Origin of the sequence: Pseudomonas ulcerans (assembly GCF_036324125.1) — a bacterium.
Taxonomy (GTDB): Bacteria; Pseudomonadota; Gammaproteobacteria; order Pseudomonadales; family Pseudomonadaceae; genus Aquipseudomonas; species Aquipseudomonas ulcerans.
Genome location: NZ_JAZDQN010000013.1, coordinates 102,940 through 117,294, shown reverse-complemented (window position 1 = coordinate 117,294; position 14,355 = coordinate 102,940). Strand labels below are relative to the sequence as shown.

The 14,355-nt window shown below is 61.6% G+C and carries 17 protein-coding genes and 1 tRNA gene; 8 read left to right on the top strand and 10 right to left on the bottom strand.

Annotated elements, in window-relative coordinates:
- Window positions 1-7: 7 nt before the first annotated feature.
- From V0R59_RS14540 to V0R59_RS14500, 9 genes are all read right to left on the bottom strand, one after another.
- Complete coding sequence (locus tag V0R59_RS14540; protein WP_330074945.1) at window positions 8-301, bottom strand: hypothetical protein; 294 nt, start codon at window positions 299-301, stop codon at window positions 8-10.
- Complete coding sequence (locus tag V0R59_RS14535) at window positions 298-1,551, bottom strand: AAA family ATPase (protein ID WP_330074944.1); 1,254 nt, start codon at window positions 1,549-1,551, stop codon at window positions 298-300. The genes V0R59_RS14540 and V0R59_RS14535 overlap by 4 nt, the downstream gene beginning before the upstream one ends.
- Window positions 1,548-1,955 (bottom strand): virulence-associated protein E, encoded by a 408-nt coding sequence (locus tag V0R59_RS14530; protein ID WP_330074943.1) that lies wholly within the window; start codon window positions 1,953-1,955, stop codon window positions 1,548-1,550. The genes V0R59_RS14535 and V0R59_RS14530 overlap by 4 nt, the downstream gene beginning before the upstream one ends.
- 5 nt (window positions 1,956-1,960) lie before the next feature.
- Entirely contained in the window at window positions 1,961-2,221 is a 261-nt protein-coding gene (locus V0R59_RS14525) for a hypothetical protein (RefSeq protein ID WP_330074942.1), read from the bottom strand.
- Window positions 2,218-2,376 (bottom strand): hypothetical protein, encoded by a 159-nt coding sequence (locus V0R59_RS14520; protein WP_330074941.1) that lies wholly within the window; start codon window positions 2,374-2,376, stop codon window positions 2,218-2,220. Before V0R59_RS14520 ends, V0R59_RS14525 begins: the two co-directional genes overlap by 4 nt.
- Before the next feature lie 392 nt (window positions 2,377-2,768).
- A complete protein-coding gene (locus tag V0R59_RS14515; RefSeq protein WP_330074940.1) occupies window positions 2,769-2,993 on the bottom strand; it encodes a helix-turn-helix transcriptional regulator in 225 nt (74 codons plus the stop codon).
- A 143-nt stretch (window positions 2,994-3,136) separates the two neighbouring features.
- Window positions 3,137-3,859, bottom strand: coding sequence for a hypothetical protein (locus V0R59_RS14510; protein ID WP_330074939.1), 723 nt, complete (start codon window positions 3,857-3,859; stop codon window positions 3,137-3,139).
- Window positions 3,859-5,070 (bottom strand): tyrosine-type recombinase/integrase, encoded by a 1,212-nt coding sequence (locus V0R59_RS14505; protein ID WP_054573166.1) that lies wholly within the window; start codon window positions 5,068-5,070, stop codon window positions 3,859-3,861. The genes V0R59_RS14510 and V0R59_RS14505 overlap by 1 nt, the downstream gene beginning before the upstream one ends.
- Window positions 5,071-5,277: 207 nt before the next feature.
- Window positions 5,278-5,362, bottom strand: a tRNA-Leu gene (locus V0R59_RS14500).
- Between the two features lie 111 nt (window positions 5,363-5,473).
- Here V0R59_RS14500 and queA point away from each other — a divergent pair.
- The 6 genes from queA (at window position 5,474) to V0R59_RS14470 (ending at window position 11,558) form a co-directional block, all read left to right on the top strand.
- Complete coding sequence (queA, locus tag V0R59_RS14495; RefSeq protein WP_330074938.1) at window positions 5,474-6,523, top strand: tRNA preQ1(34) S-adenosylmethionine ribosyltransferase-isomerase QueA; 1,050 nt, start codon at window positions 5,474-5,476, stop codon at window positions 6,521-6,523.
- Between the two features lie 14 nt (window positions 6,524-6,537).
- The gene (tgt, locus tag V0R59_RS14490; protein ID WP_178392087.1) at window positions 6,538-7,653 is read left to right on the top strand and encodes a tRNA guanosine(34) transglycosylase Tgt; all 1,116 of its coding nucleotides are present in this window, start codon (window positions 6,538-6,540) and stop codon (window positions 7,651-7,653) included.
- Window positions 7,654-7,699: 46 nt separating this feature from the next.
- Window positions 7,700-8,041 carry a preprotein translocase subunit YajC gene (gene yajC / locus V0R59_RS14485; protein ID WP_075806543.1) on the top strand — a complete coding sequence of 114 codons (342 nt, stop codon included), beginning with the start codon at window positions 7,700-7,702 and terminating at the stop codon, window positions 8,039-8,041.
- 62 nt (window positions 8,042-8,103) lie between these two features.
- Window positions 8,104-9,969, top strand: coding sequence for a protein translocase subunit SecD (secD, locus tag V0R59_RS14480; protein ID WP_330074937.1), 1,866 nt, complete (start codon window positions 8,104-8,106; stop codon window positions 9,967-9,969).
- Between the two features lie 9 nt (window positions 9,970-9,978).
- Window positions 9,979-10,890, top strand: a complete 912-nt coding sequence (secF, locus tag V0R59_RS14475) for a protein translocase subunit SecF (protein ID WP_316919274.1) — start codon at window positions 9,979-9,981, stop codon at window positions 10,888-10,890.
- Window positions 10,891-11,009: 119 nt separating this feature from the next.
- Entirely contained in the window at window positions 11,010-11,558 is a 549-nt protein-coding gene (locus V0R59_RS14470; RefSeq protein ID WP_330074936.1) for a glycine zipper 2TM domain-containing protein, read from the top strand.
- 172 nt (window positions 11,559-11,730) lie between these two features.
- On the opposite strand, the gene suhB is transcribed toward V0R59_RS14470, so the two are convergent.
- On the bottom strand, window positions 11,731-12,546 hold the full coding sequence (gene suhB / locus V0R59_RS14465) for a type III secretion system regulator SuhB (protein WP_330074935.1): 816 nt from the start codon (window positions 12,544-12,546) through the stop codon (window positions 11,731-11,733).
- 151 nt (window positions 12,547-12,697) lie between these two features.
- On the opposite strand from suhB, the gene trmJ reads away from it, so the two are divergent.
- Entirely contained in the window at window positions 12,698-13,459 is a 762-nt protein-coding gene (gene trmJ / locus V0R59_RS14460; RefSeq protein ID WP_330074934.1) for a tRNA (cytosine(32)/uridine(32)-2'-O)-methyltransferase TrmJ, read from the top strand.
- Window positions 13,460-14,242, top strand: coding sequence for a serine O-acetyltransferase (gene cysE / locus V0R59_RS14455; protein WP_330074933.1), 783 nt, complete (start codon window positions 13,460-13,462; stop codon window positions 14,240-14,242).
- Window positions 14,243-14,355: the final 113 nt, after the last annotated feature.

Sequence of the window (14,355 nt, the reverse complement as noted above, 5' to 3'; positions counted from 1 at the left end):
GCACTGGTCATTGAACCATTGCATCGGGCCAGCGAGCGCGAACATCGTCCAGAGCCTCGGCGTGGGTGATTGGCTCGGAGATCATCGTGAATGGCTTCCTGCCAGGGATAACCACTGTCCACCCACACCGTCGCTCAAGTCCATCATTCGCCGCCAACTCCGCCAGCAGTTCAAGGCGGTGTGCCCGGATGTACTTCTGCAGGTCATCCGTGACCATTGCCCTGGGCGATACGACTACCCGGTTTCCCTTCTTGCGAGCCGACAGCCCATGTTGCGCCAGGTAGTCGATGGCGGTGCTCATATGGCCACCTCGTCCTCGCCCACCTCCGGTTCTTCCATTGGTGCCGTTTCATCCATTCGTGCCCTTTTTTCCCATTCGTGCCCTTGTTCTTTCTCCGGCACGAATGGGGCACCAATGGGCACGAATGGCGGAAATGCCGAAAACGCACCTTCGGCCCGGGGTAGCGACCAGAGGGTTTTAATCTCCTTCCCGAAGCCCTCGCGCACTGTGACAACCGATAGTTTTTCGCGTGCGGTGCGGGTCTGCTTAGCGCTGTAGCCGTTCTCCGTCATCAGGCTTTTTGCCTGCTTTCCGATCATCGGGCCGTCTTTGAGGATTCGCCGTAATGCTTCTGACGGATCATCGTCATCCGGGCGAGTGTCTTCATCGGCGCCCTCAACGTCGCCCAGAATCTCCCTGGCTGACCCTTCGATCAGGTCGCCCCAGGCAACGCGGGTCGTCGTGATGTCGCCATCGATGGAGCAAGTCTCGATGGTGTAGGAGACACCACCCTCATCGGTGCCGATGTTCGACTTTGCCCGCGCCAGCACGCGCAGGTCGGAGTCTTCCTGTTTGGCTGCCACCAGCACCGTTCGCGCCAGCGCAGAGAAAGCCTGTGAGCCGATCACCCGATCGGTCGGTGATGAGCCAGCGCCGCCCTTGGCGAAGTGAGAAATTCCCACGATGGCGCATAGGTTCTGCTCCGCAAAATCCACCACGCCCTGCAGCGCCCGGCGCACGTCGTTGGCCTTGTGCATGTCGCCCTTCACAGCGCTGACGATTGGGTCGAGCATCAGCAGCGACACGCCGCCAATCTCGTTTGCCGTCTCTCGCAACAGGGCAATGTCGTTGGCCGGGTCAAAGGGGTCAGCATCACCCTGGGCGTTGGTGCGGCCTTGGATGATGTAGACGCGGCTCATGTCGGCGCCAGCAGCGGTCAATCGGGGAATCAACGTATCGGCAGGGTCATCCTCGCTCGACCAGATCAGTGCATTGCCTGGCTCGCTACAACGGCTGCCGTCAGGCCAGCGCCCGCCCGTGGTGATGGTGGCGATCAGGCCGATCAGCAGCGTGGTTTTTCCGGTACCGCCAGCGCCAGCGAGGATGTGCAGCTTCCCCTTGGCCAGCCAGCCGGGCCACAGCCAGCGGATGGCAACGGGCTTTATCGACGCAGCACTGGCCACCTTCACTTTCCATACTGCTGGCGCTGCCTCTCGGGTGATCGCGCTGAGTGGTTCTGTCCATTCTTCGGCAAATCGATCAGTCGTCATTTGACCCCCAGGCGCTGCTTGGCGAGGTTGAAGCGCACCAGGTCGTCACCTGCCAGACTCCCTTGCTGTTGGAGTGATTGGCCGATCCGAAACACCATGCGCTCATGTTCAATTGCAGCCTTACTTGGCCCGCGCCGTGGTTGCTTGTCGCCGGGGAACAAATCCCGCAACTCCAGGCCAATTGCCGAGACAATCTCTTTAGTTGTGCAACCGGCCCAGCACTTGAGCAAGACAACGCCCTCGGAAGTTTCGCTAATTGCCAGGCTCGGATGTTTGTCGTCGTGTGCAGGGCAGCAGGATTTCCACTTGTCGGCGCCAGCGGACTTAACTTTGTCTAACCGGTTAAGTACTTTATCCAGGCAAGCCGATCCCATCGGCGCAAGTGCGCCGTTTTTATGGTTCATAATTATTACCCTACGCTGTTTGCGCTGTAGCTGTAGCCCAAGTGGCGATGTTTCCAGCAGAAGTTCTGCGAGCCGAGTTTGACGTTTTCAAGCTGCGCATATAACTCTTTAGATATAGGGTGCTGCTGGCCCAGCCCAGGAATAATCATCGTGGTGATGATTCGCTCAAGTTTCTTAAACGCCTCGCGGGCTTGGTTCTGATGATGAGCCTCGAAGTCAGCTAACAATGCGGGCCGGAGTACATCAGACTGTTCAGAGCCAATCATTGCACACCCCCTTGTGCTTCAAGGGCGCGGGCTTGATCCATGTGGTGGTTGTAGCGCTTCAAGCGGACGGACAGGGACGAGCTGGCGCGAAGGGCGCTGAGGGCCATCTTGCGGTGAGCAAGGGCGCGGATTTTGGACGGAATGAGGGTGGTCATCGGTGTAGCTCCTTGGACGTAGGAACCACCACCAACTGCCGCCAAGCAGAATTGGGTGGTGGGTTGCGCAGGATTGGCGGACCGGCGTCCAAGGGAACCGGCGCACACGGAGGTGCTCCCACGCAACCCACCATAAAACGTTATTGCGGGCACAAAAAAAGCGCCTGCAATTCGAAGATGGGCGCTGTAGCGCCTCGGACAATTCAGGCCGCCAAGCCTGGTCGCTGAATTTGCAGCGACAGCCGAACGATAGCCGCGAAGCTCATCGCAAGCAACCGATTTCTTCATTCGTGCCCATTGGTGCCCCATTCGTGCCGGGGAAGAAACAAGGGCACGAATGGAAAAAAAGGGCACGAATGGGCGAAAGGGCATGAATGCAGCGGCGAGAGTCATCACGCCACCTCCCCACGGCTGGCTGCGATCTGCTCATCACACCAGGCATGAATCTCGGCCTCGATCCATACGACCGACTTCGGGCCAAGGGTGACTTGCTTGGGGAACGCGCCAGCAGCGATACGGCGGTAAATCTCGGTGCAGGACAGGCCGGTGATCGACTCAACGTCCTGGCGCTTGATGAAGCGGCGAGCGGGTGGGTTGGTGTTGGTAGGGCTAGCCATCGTCTGCGCCTCCTTGGGCGGTTTCGGTAATCGACGATGGCAATGCTGGCGGGTTAGACGCGCTGCCGACAGTCCGGTGTGCGGCGCAAACCGTACAGTTTGCCGAGCATAATGTACGGTTTGCAGTGCAGACCGTAGTCGGCTTATCTGCGTTCTCGCTCGTAAGCCTGAATCCACTCTTGCGCTGTTCGCTCTTTCAGCCCCTCTCGCCGAGATACGATGCGGCAGAAGTCAGCCCGGCTCTTGTACTCAGCTCCGGTTCTGACCCACTCATCCAGCAACTCGGTCTTTTTCTTGTTCGTGGAGGCATGACGCTTCTGTGCGCGCTCACGTGCGATATTCGAGGCTATTTCATTCTGTTTCGCAAATGACAGATTCAAGGCATATTTTGCTGATATTTCACCAAAATTTCTGAGGATCATTTCGTACACCTCAAAGCCTTCTGCGAACTTTCCTTTGCTATATAGCCAGCAGAGAAAGTCATACTGGTAAGCTAAAAAGCTCGTTTTCTGCCAGTAATCAAAGTCACCAAAAGAAGAAGTTATGGAAAGCGTTGTCAGCTTGCTGATTACTGTGCCAGTGGATGATCTAGGTCCGGGCATGGAGATGTTGGCAGCCGCTGCAAGTCGATCTAAGTCTTCCTCTATTGTGTCTCCAACTAATGCTGCCAGTTCTATCGGTTTGAGTTTGTCTCGGACTGCATCGTCTTCGCAGGTGATATAAGAAAGATCCTCAAAGACACTTGAGAGTGTCTCGGCAAACTGTTCCTGGATGTTGGATAGGCTATAGGTTTCGTGGCTTGAGTATGCCGCAAGCTGCTCATAAACCCCTTCTAGGTCTATGTAGCGGAAGTATTCGCAAAGCATTAGCAAGCCCTCATGATTCGAATGTTGGAGTTTTCACCGGCACACATCGCGTCGATGGAGTCAGCCCATGCCTGCATCATTTCCCGCCGCTGCTCCAGGTAGTGCGCATGGTTGTACGTGTCGCGGATCGAGTCTTGATCGCCATGGGCTAGTTGCCGCTCGATCCAGTCCCGGTTGTAGCCTCGGGTGTTCAGGCTGGTGCTCAGCAGATGGCGGAAACCGTGGCCAGTCTGGCGCCCCTCGTAACCCATTGAGGAAAGCGCCTTGTTCACCGTGTTCTCGCTCATTGGTCTGGCCCGGTCGTTGCGCCCAGGGAAGGCGAGGGGATAGGTGCCGGTCAGTTCGTGCAGGGCACGCAGCAGGACAACGGCCTGGCGTGGGAGCGGGACGATGTGAGGGCGCCGTGCTTTCATCCGTGCCGCAGGGATCGTCCAGGTAGCTGACTCCAGGTCGAACTCTTCCCAGGGCGCCAGCCGCAGCTCGCCGGGACGCACGGCTGTCAGTAGCAGCAGGCGAATGGCGATCTTGCTGGTGAAGTCGCACTGGGCTGTCTCCAGCTTCTCCAGCAGCGTGGGAAGCTCGGCCTCTGATACGTGCGGGTGGTGGCGAGTGCGCGGGGCGTGCGCGGCTACCACGTCCAGATCGGTGGCGGGGTTGCCGGGCACCACACCCTTGGCCAGCCCGAAGCGGAATATCTGGCTCAGCCACTGGCGAACCTTGCGGGCGACGTTGAACGCCTCGCGCTGCTCGATCTTGCGCACCAGGTCTACCAGTTCAGGGCGCTGGACCTCGGCGGCGGGCCGCTTACCAATTACCGGGAAAATGTCTGACTCCAGGTACTGCAGGGCCTTCGACGCGGTGGCCGGTGCCCATCGAGGCTGGTTGTAGTCGTACCACTCCCGCGCCAGCGATTCGAGCGTCAGGGCCTGAGTCGCGGCGGCTGCCTTCTCCTGCTGTTTATGGGCGCTTGGGTCAATTCCCTGCGCCAGCAACTTGCGAGCGGTATCCCGGCGTTCGCGTGCCTGGGCGAGGGTGACAGCGGGGTAGGTGCCCAGGCCCAGCATCTTGGCCTTGCCCTCGAATCGGTAGCGAAGGCGCCACAGCTTTCCGCCAGCGGTTGTCACCTCAAGGCAAAGGCCCTGGGCGTCAGCGAGGCGATAGAGCTTGTCGCGGGGTTTGGCGGTGCGGATGGCGGTGTCTGTGAGCGCCACGGGCGTTCCTCGCAGTGGCCGACCGGCGCAGGATTGCGGTCGATGTGTGAGTAGGATTCAGGACCGAACTCGTCCTACTCACAAATCTACTCACATACTTGAGGGCTTACAAGGGAACCACTGGGAACGATGGGCACAAAAAAACCGGCTCAGTGGCCGGTTTTCCTGGTGTTCCGGGTCTGGTAGGGACCGCTTGGAACTATGTGATGGTGCCCCGAGGGAGACTCGAACTCCCACTCCTTTCGAAAACGGATTTTGAATCCGCCGCGTCTACCAATTCCGCCATCAGGGCATGTGGCGGCGGAGTATAAAGAGCCCCCTACCGTTGGTCAATCAGCTTTCATGGTCAATTTTTCCGCTTTCGGCTAAACTTCCCGGCCCTGTCGAACCCGTACCCATTGCCATGCGCGTCGCCGATTTTTCCTTCGAACTCCCCGATTCCCTGATCGCCCGCCATCCCCTGGCTGAACGCCGGGCGAGCCGGCTGCTGGTCCTCGATGGCCCGAGCGGCGCCCTGGCGCACCGGCATTTCGGCGATCTGCTGGAATACCTGCGCCCCGGCGACCTGATGGTGTTCAACAACACCCGGGTCATCCCGGCCCGCCTGTTCGGCCAGAAGGCTTCCGGCGGCAAGCTGGAAATCCTCGTCGAGCGCGTGCTGGATAGCCATCGCGTGCTCGCCCACGTGCGCGCCAGCAAGGCGCCCAAGCCCGGCACGCAGATCCTTATCGATGGCGGCGGCGAAGCGGAAATGGTGGCGCGTCACGACACCCTGTTCGAGCTGCGCTTCGCCGAGGACGTGCTGCCCCTGCTGGACCGCGTCGGCCACATGCCGCTGCCTCCTTATATAGACCGCCCCGACGAGGGCGCCGACCGCGAGCGCTACCAGACGGTCTACGCCGAACGCGCCGGCGCCGTGGCGGCGCCCACCGCCGGTCTGCACTTCGATGAGGAACTGCTGGCGAAGATCGCCGAGAAGGGCGTCGATACGGCGTTCGTCACCTTGCACGTCGGCGCCGGTACCTTCCAGCCGGTGCGCGTCGAGCGCATCGAAGACCACCACATGCATAAAGAGTGGCTGGAAGTCGGCCAGGATGTGGTGGATGCCGTGGCGGCCTGTCGGGCCCGCGGTGGTCGCGTGGTCGCGGTGGGCACCACCAGCGTGCGCTCGCTGGAGAGCGCGGCGCGGGATGGCGTGCTCAAGCCGTTCAGCGGCGACACCGACATCTTCATCTTCCCGGGCCGGCCGTTCCATGTGGTCGATGCCCTGGTCACCAACTTCCACCTGCCCGAGTCCACGCTGCTGATGCTGGTTTCGGCCTTCGCCGGTTACCCGGAAACCATGGCCGCCTACGCCGCCGCCGTGAGCAACGAGTACCGCTTCTTCAGTTACGGTGATGCCATGTTCATCACCCGCAATCCGGCGCCGCGCGGCCCCGAGGATCAAGCATGAGTCGCACCTGTCGTATGTCCTTCGAGTTGCTGGCCACCGACGGCAAGGCCCGTCGCGGCCGCCTGACCTTCCCCCGTGGCACCGTGGAAACCCCGGCCTTCATGCCGGTGGGCACCTATGGCACGGTCAAGGGCATGCTGCCACGGGACATCGAGGCCATCGGCGCCGAGATGATCCTCGGCAACACCTTCCACCTGTGGCTGCGCCCGGGCACCGAGGTGATCAAGGCCCACGGCGACCTGCACGACTTCATGCAGTGGAAAGGCCCGATCCTCACCGATTCCGGCGGTTTCCAGGTGTTCAGCCTCGGCGCCATGCGCAAGATCAAGGAAGAAGGCGTGACCTTCGCCTCCCCGGTGGACGGCTCGAAAGTGTTCATGGGCCCGGAAGAGTCGATGCAGGTCCAGCGTGACCTGGGCTCCGACGTGGTGATGATCTTCGACGAATGCACCCCGTACCCGGCCGACGAGGACGTGGCGCGCGTGTCCATGGAGCTGTCGCTGCGCTGGGCCCAGCGCTCGAAGAACGCCCATGGCGACAACACCGCGGCGCTGTTCGGCATCGTCCAGGGCGGCATGCACCAGGACCTGCGCATGCGCTCCCTGGAAGGCCTGGACAAGATCGGCTTCGACGGCCTGGCCATCGGCGGCCTGTCGGTGGGTGAGCCCAAGCACGAGATGATCAAGGTGCTGGACTACCTGCCCGGCCAGATGCCGGCTGACAAACCTCGTTACCTTATGGGTGTTGGCAAGCCGGAGGATCTTGTGGAGGGTGTGCGCCGCGGCGTCGACATGTTCGATTGCGTGATGCCGACTCGTAACGCGAGAAACGGTCATCTGTTTATCGATACCGGCGTGCTAAAAATCCGCAACGCGTTCCATCGTCACGATGATTCGCCCCTGGATCCGACCTGCGACTGCTACACCTGCCAGAACTTCTCCCGTGCCTATCTGCACCACCTGGATAAATGCGGGGAAATGCTCGGCGCCATGTTGAATACGATCCACAACTTGCGTCATTACCAGCGCCTGATGGCTGGTTTGCGCGAGGCTATTCAACAGGGTACATTGGCCGCCTTTGTCGACGCCTTTTACGCCAAACGCGGACTTCCCGTACCGCCTTTGGATTGATGTTCTGTCATCCGACAAATACAACTTCTGCAAACTGGAGTGCTAAATGAGCTTTCTGATCCCTGCCGCTTACGCGGACGCCGCAGCCCCTGCCGCTGCTGCCGGCCCGGCCGGTACCGGTTTCGAATGGATCTTCCTGGTCGGTTTCCTGGTCATCTTCTACCTGATGATCTGGCGCCCACAGGCCAAACGTGCCAAAGAGCAGAAAAACCTGCTGAGCGCCCTGCAAAAGGGTGACGAAGTGGTTACCAACGGCGGCATCGCCGGCAAGATCGTCAAGGTCAGCGATGACTTCGTGGTCCTGGAAGTGTCCGACTCGGTCGAACTGAAGTTCCAGAAGGGCGCCATCGCGGCCACCCTGCCGAAGGGCACGCTGAAAGCGATCTGAGTTACGTTTTTCACCAATCGACGGGGCGCGCAAGGCGCCCCGCGTCTTGAACGGGCGGCGTGATGCTGAACAAAACTCCTCTATGGAAATACGCACTGATCCTGGTCGTACTGGTGATCGGTTTTATTTATTCCGCTCCCAACCTCTATCCTGACGACCCGGCGGTGCAGGTCAGCGGCGCGAGCACCGCGCTGCAGGTCAGCCAGGCCGATCTGGATCGCGCCAGCAAGGCGTTGACCGATGCAGGGATTGCAGTCAAGGGCGCCAGCCTGGGCGTCAACGGCAAGGGTGCGCTGCTGCGCCTGACCAAGCAGGAAGACCAGCTTCCGGCCAAGGACGTCGTGCGCAAGGCACTGGGCGATGACTACGTGGTGGCGCTGAACCTGGCCCCGACCACTCCGCAATGGCTGCGCAACCTCGGGGCACACCCGATGAAGCTGGGCCTGGACCTGTCCGGTGGCGTGCACTTCCTCCTCGAAGTGGACATGGACAAGGCCATGAGCGCGCGCCTGAAAGTCTACGAAGGCGAAGTGAAGAGCCTCCTGCGCAAGGAAAAAGTCCGCTACCGCAGCCTGCCGCAGCAGGATGGTGGCATCCAGCTGGGCTTCTCCGACGACGCGACCCGCGAGCAGGCCCGCAGCCTGATCCGCAAGAATTTCAACGATTTCGAGCTGACCACCACCGAGCGTAACGAGTTGTCGGTGCTGCGTCTGGCCATCGCCCCGGCGAAGATCACGGAAATCCGTGAATACGCCATCAAGCAGAACCTGACCACGGTACGTAACCGCGTCAACGAGCTGGGCGTCGCCGAACCGCTGGTACAGCGCCAGGGTGCCAACCGCATCGTGGTCGAGCTGCCGGGCGTGCAGGACACCGCCGAAGCCAAGCGTATCCTCGGCAAGACCGCCAACCTGGAATTCCGCCTGGGCGCCGAGCCTGGTGCGTCGAAAGCCACTACCGAGCAATTCGAGTTCCGTGAGGGCGGTCGTTCGGCGCTGGTCGAGCGTGGCCTGATCATCACCGGTGACCAGGTTACCGACGCCCAGGCCAGCTACGACGAGCACGGCCGTCCGCAGGTGAACATCCGTCTCGATGGCCACGGCGGCGAGCTGATGAGCCGCGCGACCCGCAGCAACGTCGGTCGCAGCATGGCGGTGATCTTCATCGAGCAGCGTCCGATCACCCGCTACGAGAAGAAAGTCGTGGACGGCGTCGAGAAAGACGTGGCAGTCCAGACCTTCCAGGAAGAGAAGAAGATCATCAGCCTGGCGACCATCCAGTCGCCGCTGGGCAGCCAGTTCCGCATCACCGGCCTGAACGGCCAGGGCGAGTCTTCCGAGCTGGCCCTGCTGCTGCGTGCCGGTGGCCTGGCCGCGCCGATGTACTTCGCTGAAGAGCGCACCATTGGCCCGAGCCTGGGTGCCGACAACATCACCAAGGGTATCGACGCGTCCCTGTGGGGCATGCTGTTCGTCTCGCTGTTCATCATCGCCATCTACCGCTTCTTCGGCCTGATCGCCACTGTCGCCCTGGCGGGCAACATGGTCCTGCTGCTGGCGCTGATGTCGTTGCTGGGCGCGACCCTGACCCTGCCAGGCATCGCCGGTATCGTGCTGACCATGGGCATGGCGGTCGACGCCAACGTGCTGATCTTCTCGCGGATCCGCGAGGAGCTGGCCAATGGCATGTCGGCGCAACGCGCCATCCACGAAGGCTTCGACCGTGCCTACACGGCGATTCTCGACGCCAACCTGACCACCCTGCTGGTCGGCGGCATCCTCTTCGCCATGGGCACCGGCCCGGTGAAAGGCTTCGCCGTCACCATGTCGCTGGGTATCTTCACCTCGATGTTCACCGCCATTCTGGTTACCCGTGCGATCGTCAACTCGATCTACGGCGGCCGTGACATCAAGAAGCTGTGGGTTTAAGGGGCTGCCATGCTACGTACGATCAACTTCATGGGCGTGCGCAACGTTGCGTTCGCCATCACCATGCTCCTTACCGTGCTGGCCCTGTTCAGCTGGTTCCACAAGGGCCTGAACTTCGGCCTGGACTTCACCGGCGGTACGCTCATCGAGCTGACCTACGAGCGCCCGGCCGATCTTGGCCAGGTCCGTGAAGAACTGGTCAAGTCCGGCTTCCACGAGGCGGTGGTGCAGAGCTTCGGCGCCACCACCGACCTGCTGGTGCGCATGCCGGGCGATGACCCGCAACTGGGCAACAAGGTGGCCGATGCGCTGAAGGCGGCGGGCGGCGACAACCCGGCCACGGTCAAGCGCGTCGAGTTCGTCGGCCCGCAGGTGGGTGAGGAACTGCGTGACCAGGGCGGCCTCGGCATGCTCCTGGCGCTGGGCGGGATCCTGATCTACCTGGCCTTCCGCTTCCAGTGGAAGTTCGCCGTGGGTGCCATCGTTTCCCTGATCCACGACGTGGTCGTGACCATGGGCATCCTGTCGTTCTTCCAGATCACCTTCGACCTGACGGTGCTGGCGGCGGTACTGGCGATTATCGGTTACTCGCTCAACGACACCATCGTCGTGTTCGACCGTGTTCGCGAGAACTTCCGGGTGCTGCGCAAGGCTTCGCTGATCGAGAACATCAACATCTCGACCACCCAGACCCTGCTGCGTACCGTGGCGACCTCGGTATCGACCTTGCTGGCCATCGCTGCCTTGCTGGTCTTCGGTGGCGACAACCTGTACGGCTTCTCCCTGGCACTGTTCATCGGTGTTCTGGCGGGTACCTACTCGTCGATCTACATCGCCAACGTGGTGCTGATCTGGCTGAACCTGAGCAGTGAAGACCTGATTCCTCCGGCGAAAACCGAAGGCGTGGACGACCGTCCATAAGGCTTTTTCCTACGCCGTTGGCGGAAGAGAAGGGCGCGAGTGTTGAACTCGCGCCCTTTTTTTTGCTCCAAGGCTGGGAGAAGCGCGGGTAAGTCCCGCAGGTAAATCAGGAGGTTCACGTGAACAAGTCGATGCTCGTGGGTGCGGTACTGGGTGCTGTCGGTGTGACTGCCGGAGGTGCTGTCGCGACCTACAGCCTGGTCAACAATGGCCCGGAGTATGCCCAGGTAGTGGGTGTGCAACCGGTCAAGACGACCGTCAAGACGCCACGGGAAGTCTGCAAGGACGTCACGGTCACCCGGCAGAAACCGGTGCAGGACCAGCACCAGATCGCCGGTACGGTGGTCGGTGCGCTGGCCGGTGGCCTGCTGGGCAACCAGATCGGCGGCGGTACCGGCAAGAAGATTGCCACGGTGGCCGGTGCGGTCGGTGGCGGTTACGCCGGCAACAAGGTACAGGAGCACATGCAGAACAGCGACACCTACACCACCACTCAGACCCGCTGCAACACGGTCAATGACGTGAGCGAGAAGGTGGTCGGGTACGACGTGAAGTATTCGATTGGTGACAAGGTGGGGCAGGTGCGGATGGACCGTGATCCGGGCTCGCAGATCCCGCTGGACAAGCAGGGCAACCTGATCCTGGGGCAGGCGCAGCCTGCTCAGTAAGCCGATTTGATGGCTGGCGCGGACCTTGTAGGAGCGGGTTCACCCGCGATGGCGGTAATGAATCCGGCATCGTAATCGCGGGTAAACCCGCTCCCACAAGGTTCGCTGCGGCATCAAAATATGGGCACAAAAAAAGCACCGCGAAGGTGCTTTTTTGTTTTTCAGCTGAAACTCAGCGCTTTACCGAAGGCGGCAGGTGCGGCTGGATCGCCGTCAGCACGGCCTTGAAGCACTTGATGTTGCCGGCAACCACATGACCTTTCTCAAGGAAGTCATGACCACCGGTGAAGTCGCTCACCAGGCCGCCTGCTTCCTGGATCAGCAGCGCGCCCGCAGCCATGTCCCACTCGGACAGGCCCGACTCCCAGAAGGCATCGAAACGACCGGCAGCCACGTAGGCCAGGTCCAGGCTGGCGGCGCCGGCGCGGCGGATGCCGGCGGTCTGGCCGACCAGTGCACGGAACATGCCCAGGTAGTTGTCCAGGTATTCCATCTGGCTGTCGCGGAACGGGAAGCCGGTGCCCAGCAGGGCGCCTTCCAGGCTGGTGCGCGAGCTGACGCGCAGGCGACGACCATTGAGCTGGGCGCCACGGCCACGGCTGGCGGTGAACTCTTCCTGGCGCACCGGATCGACGATCACGGCGTGTTCCAGGCGGCCACGGTATTTGCAGGCGATGCTCACCGCGAAGTGCGGAACGCCACGCAGGAAGTTGGTGGTGCCGTCCAGCGGATCGATGATCCACAGGTAATCCTCGCCCTCGCCGCTGCCGGCGTGCAGACCGGTCTCTTCACCGTGGATGGCGTGGTTCGGATAAGCCTTGCGCAGCGCATCGATGATGACTTTCTCGGCGGCGCGATCGACTTCGGAGACGTAGTCCTTCGCGTCCTTCTCATCAACCTTGATGCTATCCAGGCGTTCGATTGAGCGGAAAATCAGTTCGCTGGCGCTGCGGGCGGCGCGCAGCGCGATATTCAGCATGGGCTGCATGGACGTTTCACCTGAGTTTTAAAGAAATGAAAGCCGCACAGTCTATCAGAAAAGTTCCGGCCGGGTGGGGCAACATTTGCTTACGTGGCGTTACGCCGGTCGCTTCTGTAAGATTTGCTCCCCCCTGACTTGATGCCTGTGAGCGCCCGACGTGCTGGAAAATATTCGTGTTGTCCTGGTCTGTACCAGTCATCCCGGCAACATCGGCGGGGCTGCGCGTGCCATGAAGAACATGGGACTGTCGCGCCTCGTGCTGGTGGATCCGGCGGATTTCCCTTCCCCTGAAGCCAGTGCCCGCGCCTCCGGCGCCGACGATGTGCTGGCCGGCGCGCAAGTGGTCGCCACCCTTGAGGACGCGCTGGTCGGCTGCACGCTAGTGGTCGGCACCAGCGCGCGCAGCCGCAGCCTGCCCTGGCCGATGCTCGATCCGCGCGAATGCGGTGCCGAGGCGGTCAAGCGCGCGGCGCAAGGCGAGCAGGTCGCCCTGGTCTTTGGTCGTGAGCACGCCGGCCTGACCAACGACGAGCTGCAGCGATGTCACTACCACGTGCATATCCCCTCCAACCCGGACTTCAGCTCGCTGAACCTGGCGGCGGCGGTGCAGGTGCTGAGTTACGAAGTGCGCATGGCCTGGCTGGCGGAAACGCCGGCGGCCGCCACCGCGGACAAGGAAGAAACGGTCGAGGAATTGGCCACCATGGATGAAATGGAGCGGTTCTACGGCCACCTGGAAAGCACCCTGGTGCAGATCGGTTTCCTCGATCCGGCCAAACCCAAGCACCTGATGCCGCGGCTGCGGCGCCTGTTCGGGCGCAGCGCGGTGAATCGTTCGGAAATGAGTATTTTGCGCGGCATCCTCACCGAAACCCAGAAAGCGGCCCGGGGCGATGCGCACAAGCGGAAGGATCAATAGATGTTCGAGCGTCTGCGTGAAGATATCCAAAGCGTTTTCCACCGTGACCCGGCGGCGCGCAATGCCTTCGAGGTGCTGACCTGCTACCCGGGGATGCACGCGATCTGGCTGCATCGCGCGGCGCACTGCCTGTGGAAGAAGGACTGGAAATGGCTGGCTCGCCTGGTGTCCAACTTCGGACGCTGGCTGACCGGCATCGAGATTCACCCGGGGGCGAAGGTCGGCCGGCGCTTCTTCATCGACCACGGCATGGGCATCGTCATCGGCGAGACTGCCGAGATTGGCGATGACGTGACCCTCTACCAGGGCGTGACCCTGGGCGGCACCAGCTGGAACAAGGGCAAGCGCCACCCGACCCTGGAAGACGGCGTGGTGGTTGGCGCCGGGGCCAAGGTGCTCGGTCCGTTCACCGTCGGTGCCGGGGCCAAGATCGGTTCCAATGCCGTGGTGACCAAGGCGGTGCCGGCCGGCGCCACCGCGGTGGGCATTCCCGGGCGCATCATCGTCAAGAGCGATGGCGAGCAGGAAGCCCGGCGCAAGGCCATGGCCGAGAAGATCGGCTTCGATGCCTATGGTGTCAGCGAAGACATGCCGGACCCCGTGGCGCGCGCCATCGGTCAGTTGCTCGACCACCTGCAGGCGGTCGATGGTCGTCTCGAAGACATGTGCGGCGCCCTGACCAAGCTGGGCAGCGACTACTGCGCCAAGGAGCTGCCGGCCTTGCACGACGAGGATTTCGCCTGCGTCAAGGGCGAGGTACGAAGCGACGCGGCGACGCATTGACAGTCGTCCGGCACATTGGGGCGTGTGCTCACGCCCCGACTTTGCTATCATTCCGCGCCGCCGTTCAGGCGCAAACCCGACTAAAGCAGTAGGTCTTATAGTTGACTTAAACG

Excerpts from the sequence above, each read along its gene's own strand:
- cysE (WP_330074933.1), top strand. The coding sequence starts at position 13,460 with ATGTTCGAGCGTCTGCGTGAAGATATCCAAAGCGTTTTCCACCGTGAC.
- V0R59_RS14540 (WP_330074945.1), bottom strand. The coding sequence starts at position 301 with ATGAGCACCGCCATCGACTACCTGGCGCAACATGGGCTGTCGGCTCGC.
- tgt (WP_178392087.1), top strand. The coding sequence starts at position 6,538 with ATGTCCTTCGAGTTGCTGGCCACCGACGGCAAGGCCCGTCGCGGCCGC.
- V0R59_RS14515 (WP_330074940.1), bottom strand. The coding sequence starts at position 2,993 with ATGGCTAGCCCTACCAACACCAACCCACCCGCTCGCCGCTTCATCAAG.
- V0R59_RS14525 (WP_330074942.1), bottom strand. The coding sequence starts at position 2,221 with ATGATTGGCTCTGAACAGTCTGATGTACTCCGGCCCGCATTGTTAGCT.
- suhB (WP_330074935.1), bottom strand. The coding sequence starts at position 12,546 with ATGCAGCCCATGCTGAATATCGCGCTGCGCGCCGCCCGCAGCGCCAGC.
- V0R59_RS14535 (WP_330074944.1), bottom strand. The coding sequence starts at position 1,551 with ATGACGACTGATCGATTTGCCGAAGAATGGACAGAACCACTCAGCGCG.
- secD (WP_330074937.1), top strand. The coding sequence starts at position 8,104 with ATGCTGAACAAAACTCCTCTATGGAAATACGCACTGATCCTGGTCGTA.
- queA (WP_330074938.1), top strand. The coding sequence starts at position 5,474 with ATGCGCGTCGCCGATTTTTCCTTCGAACTCCCCGATTCCCTGATCGCC.
- yajC (WP_075806543.1), top strand. The coding sequence starts at position 7,700 with ATGAGCTTTCTGATCCCTGCCGCTTACGCGGACGCCGCAGCCCCTGCC.
- V0R59_RS14520 (WP_330074941.1), bottom strand. The coding sequence starts at position 2,376 with ATGACCACCCTCATTCCGTCCAAAATCCGCGCCCTTGCTCACCGCAAG.
- secF (WP_316919274.1), top strand. The coding sequence starts at position 9,979 with ATGCTACGTACGATCAACTTCATGGGCGTGCGCAACGTTGCGTTCGCC.
- V0R59_RS14510 (WP_330074939.1), bottom strand. The coding sequence starts at position 3,859 with ATGCTTTGCGAATACTTCCGCTACATAGACCTAGAAGGGGTTTATGAG.
- V0R59_RS14530 (WP_330074943.1), bottom strand. The coding sequence starts at position 1,955 with ATGAACCATAAAAACGGCGCACTTGCGCCGATGGGATCGGCTTGCCTG.